The organism is Pseudomonas sp. Sample_9 (genome assembly GCF_004307535.1).
Classification (GTDB): Bacteria; Pseudomonadota; Gammaproteobacteria; order Pseudomonadales; family Pseudomonadaceae; genus Aquipseudomonas; species Aquipseudomonas mercuritolerans.
This window is the reverse complement of sequence record NZ_RAZO01000030.1, coordinates 1-8,691: the sequence shown is the minus strand read 5'-3', so window position 1 is coordinate 8,691 and position 8,691 is coordinate 1. Positions and strand designations below refer to the sequence as shown.

Annotated in this window: 9 protein-coding genes; 8 read left to right on the top strand and 1 reads right to left on the bottom strand. The window is 62.3% G+C overall.

Going from position 1 to position 8,691, the window contains the following annotated elements; all coding sequences use genetic code 11:
• The first annotated feature begins 265 nt into the window (after positions 1-265).
• From cpaB to D6877_RS02020, 8 genes are read left to right on the top strand one after another with little or no spacing between them, the layout of a single operon-like run.
• Entirely contained in the window at positions 266-1,207 is a 942-nt protein-coding gene (gene cpaB / locus D6877_RS02055; RefSeq protein ID WP_130909675.1) for a Flp pilus assembly protein CpaB, read from the top strand.
• 20 nt (positions 1,208-1,227) lie between these two features.
• Positions 1,228-2,445, top strand: coding sequence for a type II and III secretion system protein family protein (locus D6877_RS02050; RefSeq protein ID WP_073471824.1), 1,218 nt, complete (start codon positions 1,228-1,230; stop codon positions 2,443-2,445).
• Positions 2,442-3,632, top strand: a complete 1,191-nt coding sequence (locus D6877_RS02045) for a pilus assembly protein (protein WP_130909674.1) — start codon at positions 2,442-2,444, stop codon at positions 3,630-3,632. The genes D6877_RS02050 and D6877_RS02045 overlap by 4 nt, the downstream gene beginning before the upstream one ends.
• Positions 3,629-4,897 carry a CpaF family protein gene (locus D6877_RS02040; protein ID WP_024011443.1) on the top strand — a complete coding sequence of 423 codons (1,269 nt, stop codon included), beginning with the start codon at positions 3,629-3,631 and terminating at the stop codon, positions 4,895-4,897. Before D6877_RS02045 ends, D6877_RS02040 begins: the two co-directional genes overlap by 4 nt.
• Before the next feature lie 17 nt (positions 4,898-4,914).
• Entirely contained in the window at positions 4,915-5,799 is an 885-nt protein-coding gene (locus D6877_RS02035) for a type II secretion system F family protein (RefSeq protein ID WP_130909673.1), read from the top strand.
• A 1-nt stretch (position 5,800) separates the two neighbouring features.
• Positions 5,801-6,685 (top strand): type II secretion system F family protein, encoded by an 885-nt coding sequence (locus D6877_RS02030; RefSeq protein WP_130909672.1) that lies wholly within the window; start codon positions 5,801-5,803, stop codon positions 6,683-6,685.
• A 23-nt stretch (positions 6,686-6,708) separates the two neighbouring features.
• A complete protein-coding gene (locus tag D6877_RS02025; RefSeq protein ID WP_130909671.1) occupies positions 6,709-7,431 on the top strand; it encodes a tetratricopeptide repeat protein in 723 nt (240 codons plus the stop codon).
• 10 nt (positions 7,432-7,441) lie between these two features.
• A complete protein-coding gene (locus D6877_RS02020; protein ID WP_024011439.1) occupies positions 7,442-7,714 on the top strand; it encodes a DUF3613 domain-containing protein in 273 nt (90 codons plus the stop codon).
• Positions 7,715-7,826: 112 nt separating this feature from the next.
• Here the strand turns inward: D6877_RS02020 and D6877_RS02015 are convergent, their stop codons facing one another.
• Positions 7,827-8,189, bottom strand: a complete 363-nt coding sequence (locus D6877_RS02015; RefSeq protein ID WP_130909670.1) for a DUF6124 family protein — start codon at positions 8,187-8,189, stop codon at positions 7,827-7,829.
• Positions 8,190-8,691 lie beyond the last annotated feature (502 nt).

Genomic DNA, 8,691 nt, shown 5'->3' with positions numbered 1-8,691 from the left:
TGAGCATTGTCAACAAACCCCCACCCAACAACTGTAAGAACGCATTAATCACAAAGCATTAATGCCAATGTGTCTCGGCCACTTCCTGCCGTTAATTGGCCGGGACTCATACTTTTGGTGGGTTATTTGCCTGTCATTAATGGCGCTTTTGCTTGGATCAGCTAGCTTGGAAATAGCGAAATAGTTGCATGTTCATAGCTGCCGAATGAGTAAGCCCTTCACAAGCAGATGCCGTCGGTTGTGCAGCAGGAAAGGGAGAGCCGTCATGAACAGTCGCGTCACCATGAGCCTCGCCGCGTTGCTGTTGCTCGGTGCGGTTTTTGTCGGTTACTGGGGGCTGGTGCTCAGTCGTCAGCCGGCCCCAGTTGCCGAGGCACCCGTCGCCCCTGCGACCAGCGTTGAACAGACTGTCGCGATTGCCGAAGACCAGACCCGCCAACCGGTGGTGGTGGTGCTCCACGATGTAGCGCCGTTCACGCCGTTGACCGCCGCCGATGTGACCGTGGAAAAACTGCGCAGCGCACCGGCCGGCAGCCTGACCAGCATCGAACAAGCAGTCGGCCGCACGCCTTGGCGCCACCTCAGCGCCGGCACCTGGCTGAATGACGAAAGCTTCCAGGCCGGCGGTGCGTTGGCGCGGATGATTCGCCGCGACGAGCGCGCACTGACCGTGGCCGTCGATGAAGTGATCGGTGCCGCCGGGCAGTTGCTGCCGGGCGATTACGTTGATGTGCTGCTGTATCTGCGCGAGGACGCGAGCAATCTGCAGCAGTCGGCGCAGATCGCCGTCCCGGCTTTGCGCGTGCTCGGGGTCGGCGATCAGTACGGCCTGACCAACGACGGCCAACCGGCGACGCCCAGCCTCAGCGCCGAAGAAAAAATCAAACAGGACCAACGCCGGATTGCAGCACGCACTGTGGTGCTGGCGGTGCCGGAACAACTGCTCAGCCGCCTGATGCTCGCCACTCAAGTCGGCACCTTGCGTCTCGCGGTGCGCAGCAGCGAAGAACAACGGCTGGCCAAATACTGGGCCGGCGAAGCGCAATCGCCCGCGCACCTGGATCGCGCCAACAGCCAGCTCTTCCAGTTCACTCAACTCGCTCTGGGCAGCGCGCAAAGAGCACCTGCCACCGCCAGTACCGGCGCGGCGCCCAGGCCTGCGGTGGAAATCATTCGCGGCAACCAGATCAGCCAACAAACCCCATGACTGCGCAAGGATTCACGTGCATGCAGAGTCGACTCAGACCGACATTGAAACCGGCGCTCCGGGCCTTGCTGTTGTTGGGATTGACGATGGATACCGCCCTCGCGGCGGTGGGCAATTGCTCGGCACTGCCGCGCCTGCCCTCGGTGATCGAGATCGGTGAAGGCTTCCAGCAGGACATGCAGTCACCTGTGGCAATCACTCGGCTGGCAGTGGGCGACCCGAAAATTGCCGACGTGCATGCCAATGGCGGTTCGTCCTTTCTGCTCACGGGCGTCGGCCCCGGCGCAACCAGCCTGATGGTCTGGACCGCGTGTTCGGCGCAGCCGCAGCAAGCCATGGTCTTCGTCCAGGGCGCGGCGACCACGGCGCTGACCAGCAGCGTGCCGTCCGACGATCCGACCCTGCCATCGCAGGTGCAGACCGACATTCGCTTCGTCGAAGTCAGCCGCACCAAACTCAAGGAAGCCACGGCGTCGCTGATCGGCACGCGCGGCAATTTCCTGTTCGGCTCGCCCGGCACGCTGCCACCAATCGACGGCGTACCGCAGCCGCGCCTGCCGGTGGATAACTCGCTGTTCAATTTCTCCTGGGTCGGCGGCAAGACCATGGCGATCATCAATGCCCTGGAAACCAGCGGTTTCGCCTACACCCTGGCGCGGCCGAGTCTGGTGGCACTGAACGGACAGAGTGCGAGCTTCCTGGCCGGCGGGGAAATCCCGATTCCGGTGCCCAGTTCCGGCAGCGACAGCGTGTCGATCGAGTACAAGGAATTCGGCATCCGCCTGACCCTGACGCCAACCATCATCGGCCGCGATCGCATCGCGCTGAAGGTCGCCCCGGAGGTCAGCGAACTGGATTTTGCCAACGCGGTGAACATCGCCGGCACCACCGTTCCGGCGCTGACCATTCGCCGCACCGACACCAGCGTGTCGCTGGGTGATGGCGAAAGTTTTGTCATCAGCGGTTTGATCAGCACCACCAACAGCTCGCAGGTGAACAAGTTTCCCGGCCTTGGCGACATTCCCATCCTCGGCGCGTTCTTCAAGGGTTCGCAGATCAAGCGCGAAGAGCGCGAACTGCTGATGATCGTCACCCCGCACCTGGTCCAGCCACTGGCGGCGGACGCGCGACTGCCGTCGTTGCCGGGAGAGAAACTGCGCAATTACGACCCGAATTTCTATCGCATGTTCTTCCTCGAGAACGGCAACTTCGACAAGCGCAGCGGGTTGTCGCAATGAACCAGAATCTCAGCCAGACCTTTCTCGCCATCACCCGCAACAGCACCGATCTGGAATGGCTGCAAAGCGCCCTCGCGCCACTCGGCCAGGTCATCAGCGCCGGTGCCGGCAGCCTCGACGAACTGCTCGCACTGGTCGATGTAACGTTCGCCAATCTGGTCTTCGTCGGTCTCGACCGCGAGCATGTCGTGGCGCAGAGCGCGCTGATCGAAGGTGCGCTGGAAGCCAAGCCGATGCTGGCGATTGTTGCGCTCGGTGACGGCATGGACAATCAGCTTGTGCTGAATGCGATGCGCGCCGGTGCGCGGGATTTTGTCGCCTATGGCTCGCGTTCCAGCGAAGTCGCCGGACTGGTGCGGCGCCTGAGTAAGCGTCTCCCGGCCGTTACACCTAGCACCCAGCTCGGCGGCCTCACCGTTCTGTACGGTGTGCAAGGCGCGTCGGACGGCGCCTTGATCGCCAATCACATGGCCATGGTCGTGCAGAAAAGCGGCCAGCAAACCCTGCTGCTCGACCTCGGTCTGCCGCGTGGCGACAGTCTGGCGCTGTTGGGTCTGGAGAGTTCGTTTCACTTCGGCGATGCCCTGCGTCATTTGCGCCGCCTCGACGCGACGCTGATCGACAGCGCATTCACCAGCGCCGACCACGGCCTGCGCATTCTTGCTTACGCCAACAGCGACGAGCCGCTGGAATCCACCAGTGCCGCCGAGCTGTACATGCTGCTCAGTGCTTTGCGCCAGCACTTCCAACACATTGTCGTGAACCTCACCGGGCAAGCCGACAGTGAGGCGTTGCGCACCTTCGTCAGTCATTGCGACAAACTGCTCTGGTACACCGACCAGAACGTCCTCAACTGCCGACGCAACCTCGCCGTGCTCAACCAGTGGCGCGAGAAAGGCATGAAACTCGAGCACGGGCGCTTGCTGATCGATCGCTACCTGAGCAACGTCGCGCCGGATGCCGAAACCCTGGGCAAGACCTTCAATCTGGAAGTCATCGCCGTGCTGGCCTTCAGTCCCGACGTGCGCCTGAACGCGAAAAACCAGGGCGTCAGCCTTTTCGAACTGGCGCCCCGGGAAAAACTCACCCAGAGCCTGCGCGCCCTCGGCGAGCGTCTGGCCAAGCGTTCCGAAGGCCTGAGCAAACCGAAACCCACCTGGTTCGATCGTCTGCGAGGCCACTCATGAGCGCAGAAAAACTCTTTGGCGCGACGCCACGCGGAGCGATCGGCAACAGCGATCACGAAGGCCTGAAACTGGTGCTGCACCGCTACATCATCGACGCCATCGAGGAGTCAGGAAAAAACCTGCTGGAAGGTTCACGCCAGCAACTGGCGCAGTTCGTCACCGACAAGGTCGCCGAATACATCGCGCGTTTGCATCTGGCGATCTCGCGCTACGAAATGGAGCGCCTCGGCGAAGAAATCGTCGACGAACTCACCGGTTTCGGCCCGCTGGAAGTACTGCTGCGTGACCCGTCGGTTACAGAGATTCTGGTCAACGGCCCGCACCGGGTGTTCATCGAGCGCGACGGCGTACTGCATCAAAGCGATCTGCGTTTTATCGACGCGCATCACGTCGAGCGGGTCATGCAGCGCATTCTTGCGCCGCTTGGGCGACGCCTCGATGAGTCCTCGCCGATGGTCGATGCGCGCCTGCCCGACGGCAGCCGGGTCAACGCGATCATCCCGCCGATCGCCCTCGACGGCCCGTGCCTGTCGATTCGCAAGTTCCGCAAGGACATGCTCAAGAGCACCGACCTGATGGCGATGCAGACCATCGATCTGGCGATTTTCGAATTCCTGCAGAACGCCGTGGGCAGGCGCTGCAACATCCTCATCAGTGGCGGCACCGGCACCGGCAAGACCACGCTGCTGAACATCCTCAGCCAGTTGATCAACCCGCACGAACGGCTGGTGACCATCGAAGACGTCGCCGAACTGCAACTCGGCCATCCGCATGTGGTGCGTCTGGAAACCCGTCCCCCCAACGCTGAGGGGCATGGCGAGGTCAAGGCCAGCGACCTGATTCGCAACGCCCTGCGCATGCGTCCTGACCGGATCATTCTCGGCGAGATCCGTGGCGTCGAAGTGGTCGATGTGCTCACCGCGATGAACACCGGCCACGACGGTTCGATGAGCACCGTGCACGCCAACAATGCCCAGGATGCGCTGCTGCGTCTGGAGACGCTGGTGGGCCTGACCGGGCGCTCGATTGCCGAACGCACCTTGCGCCAGATGATCTGCGCCGCCCTCGACGTGATCATTCAACTGACACGCATGCCCGACGGTCGACGCTGCGTCAGTGAAGTGGTGGAAGTGGTCGGCATCCGCGAGGACGTCTACGTCACCAACACCCTGTTCCGCCTCGACCGCCGCACGGGGTTCGGCTTTGTGCGCGAAGCGGTCAACCCGGCCGGCGACAAGCTGCGCCACGACGCTCACCTGGGCTGACGGCGAGGAGCACGCAGATGCTGGGACCGATCATTCTTATCGCCATCTGCCTGATGCTGCTCGGGCTGTCGATCTATCTGTTCCTGCAAGGCCTGCGCAAGACCGCGACGGAAAAGGTTCTCAACCGACTCGCCGCCGGGCAACCGCAACTGGTCGTCGAGCAGACCAGATGGGTGGGACTGGAACGCATGTTTCTACGTGCGGGACTGGGTCGGCTGAGCGAACGTCTCGGACAATGGCTGAGCCTGTGGGCAGCAGCGATGGCAGCAGGATTTTTAACCGCGAGCTGGGGCGGGCTGGTGCTCATGCTGATTGCACCACCCGTTGCATTGCGGCTGTTCATCGCCGTCCGCTACCGCCGACGGATCCGCCGCATGATCGAGCAACTGCCGCAACTGCTCGACCACACCGTGCGCAGCCTCAAATCCGGGCGCACCCTCAGCGATGCGGTGCTGGGCGGCATCGAGGCCAGTGAAGACCCCTTGAAAGCGGCCATGGGCCGGGTGCAGCGCAACGTGCAACTGGGGGTGAACCTCCCCGATGCGGTCAACGATTTTGCCGAACTCTACGAGCAGGACGAACTGCGCATGTTCGCCCTCGGCCTGAAGGTCAATCATCGCTACGGCGGCAATGCCAGTGAGCTGCTGGAGAACCTGATCAAACTGATCCGCGAGCGCGACCAGGGCGCGCGGCAGTTGCGCGCGCTGACTGGGGAAACGCGCATGACCGCTTGGGTTTTGGGTTTGCTGCCGCTGATTCTGGTGAGCTACTTCATGCTGACCAACCCCGGCTACATGCTCGGCATGTGGCACGACGAAAGCGGCCAGACCATGCTGCTCAGCGCCGCCGCGTTGCAGGTGCTGGGCAGTCTGGCGCTGTGGCGCATGTTGCGGAGCGTTTGAAATGGTCTGGCTCGCGGCGTTGCTGTTGCTGCTCGGTTCGCTGTTATTGCTGGGCAATCACCTGCTCACCGAGCGCCGCCGCGTGCGACAGGTGCATCAGCGCTTGCACGGCCAATTGGTCCGGGAAAACCGCTTCGGCCACTGGCTGCGCGCGCTGGGCAACAGCCGTTTCGGCCGGGGCTCGGTGAGCATCGACAGCGAAACCCAGACCCTGCTCGGCCGCCTCGGCTGGCGCCGCGCCAACGAACGCGCGCTCTTCGCCGCCTGCCAGATCGGCACGCCGCTGCTCGCCCTGGGGCTGGCGATCTTTTTGCAGGAAGTGTTTTTTCCACAGACCAGCCACCGCTGGATGGCGCCGATGTTTGCTGCGGGCGGCGGTTATCTGCTGCCCAAACGCCTGCTCGCCTACGCCGCCGCCCGCCGGCAGAGAACCATCGCCGTGGAAATCTCCACGTTCATTCCGCTGCTGCGCATCCTCTTCGAATCCGGCATGGCGGTTGAACAAGCCCTGCGCGTGCTCAGCGTCGAAGCGCAGAAACTGCTGCCGGAGCTGACCAGCGAACTGCGCCTGATCCTCAGCCGCGTCGACTCCGGTCTGGAGCTGGGCCAAGAGCTGAACAAGACCGCGGTGATGCTCGCGGTGGACGAATTCACCGACACCTGCGTGATCCTCCAGCAACTGATCCATCAGGGCGGCGGCGCGATGAAATCACTGCTGGCGCTCAAGCAATTACTGGACGACCGACGCCTGACGCGGCTGCAGGAATACATCTCGAAAATGTCGGCGAAGATGTCGGTGGTGATGATGCTGTTTCTGTTTCCCGCCCTGCTGATCGTACTGGCCGGCCCGGGCTTCACCGCCATTGCCCGCGCGTTCGCAAACTGACCTTGGCTCATGGAGAGCGTTTGATGAAAGTACTGATAGTCATGGCAAGTCTGTTGCTGCTCAGCGGCTGCGCCACGGATGGCCAGGCGCCGTGGACCTCGCTGCTGTCGCCGTCCAGCTGCAGCAAACTCACGTCGGAGCAGGAGCTGTCGCTGAACCTCGCCGATGATCTGGCCAGCGACGGCAAGCTCCACGCCAGCCTCGCCAACCTGCAAAGCCTGCCGGACAACCTCAGCGAAGTGCGCCTGCGCAAAGCCAAGGTCTATCGCCTGCTCGGTCGCAGCGAAGCCGAGCCGCTCTACCGCAGCCTGCTCGGCGGCTGCCTCACCGCCCAGGCCGAACATGGCTTGGGCCAGGTCTACGCCGCCCGTGGCGACAACGGCCAGGCCCAGGCCCACCTGCAACGCGCCGCGCGCCTGGCGCCCACCGACGAAAAAATCCGCAATGACCTCGGCGTGGTCTACCTCAACCAACTGCGCCTCAACGAAGCGAAATTCGAATTCCTCACCGCCATCGAGCTGAGCCAGAACAATCAACTGGCGACGCTGAACATGGTCACCCTGCTGCTCTACCAGAACGACTGGCCGCAAGCCGCGGAAATCGTCAGCCGCTCGAGACTGACCCCGGAACAATTCACCGAAGCGCAGCAACGCGCGGAAAAACTCAAAGCCCCGGCCCACGCCAAAGCCACACCCGGCGACCGCGTCGCCGCCTTCATCGACCCGCTACCGCCGACGCTCGAATAAGGAGACAGCCATGACCATCCGCAAAGGCCTGTGCTACCTGACCCTGCTCACCCTGCCCCTCACCGCCCACGCCATCGACACCGGCCCTGCTTCAGCGCAACAACAGGAAACCGAAGGCTGGTTGGTCCTGCAAAGCCGCAACAAAGCCGCCTCGCCGAAACCACAAAGCGCCACCGCCACCGAGCGCGAACTGGCGATGCAGCGCTGGCTGAAGAAATACCAGTACGAGATCCCGGATTTTTACGATCCGGATGCGGGCGGGAAGATCGAGAGCAAGAATTAGTCTGGTGGAGCCCTTGAAAGCCCCTTCGCGAGCAGGCTCGCTCCCACAGTTTGCAAAGCATTTCCCCTGTGGGAGCGAGCCTGCTCGCGAAGAACGATAAAGCGGTCGCAGGTCAGGTCTGCGGATCAACCCGATCCAGCGCCCGATTCACCGCCAGCTCGGCCAGCATGACAATCTGCTGAATCGCCAACGCCGTGCTGCGCTGAAACCCGCTCAACTCGCCAGCGAAATTACTCGCCATCGCACTCGCTGACGCCAGCGACTCACAGGCATGCGCCAACAGGCTTTCCGTATCGACATTGGGCACCACCATGAACAGCGTGCTGGGCGGGTGCGGTCTTGCAGGTTCGGGGCAGAGATAGAAATCGAGCGCGCGTTTTATCGCTTCGCGGTTTTTCACAAGATCGTCGGCGCGCATGGCGTCTTCGAGCGGCGTGGTGGGGGATGGGGGTGGGTCTGGGATCAGTTTGTCCATTGAAACGGCTCTCCAAAATCTGCGGTGCGACCCAATGCCATTCTCACGGGGCAAAAGGTGGCAACTGTATGCGGGGTGAGAATACCGGTTATGGACACCCGGCCAGACCGAAGTCTGCCCGCACACAGCCGCCATGACACATTGCAGACAGCGGGCAAGCTGCCGGCGATTATGCGTGCACAGATACTGGATGACCATAAGTAGCAGGGTTCTCACACCCGATCGCCGAAGATTCGACGACAGCCAGAGACTAGTGACCCGACGTCCGACGGACAACCTGAAAACCTTGTGGGAAGGTTCTGGTTATTTTGAAACAGATTTAAACGACTTCGAGTTATCGGCGGACCGACTGGCCTCATCGCGAGCAGGCTCACTCTCTACAGAACAGCAAAAGCAAAGATCGCAGCCTTCGGCAGCTCCTACAGTTGGATCACGTACCAATTAAGAACAGGTCGGCTGTCAGGCCGCCTTCGCGAGCAGGCTCGCTCCCACAGAAAGCAAA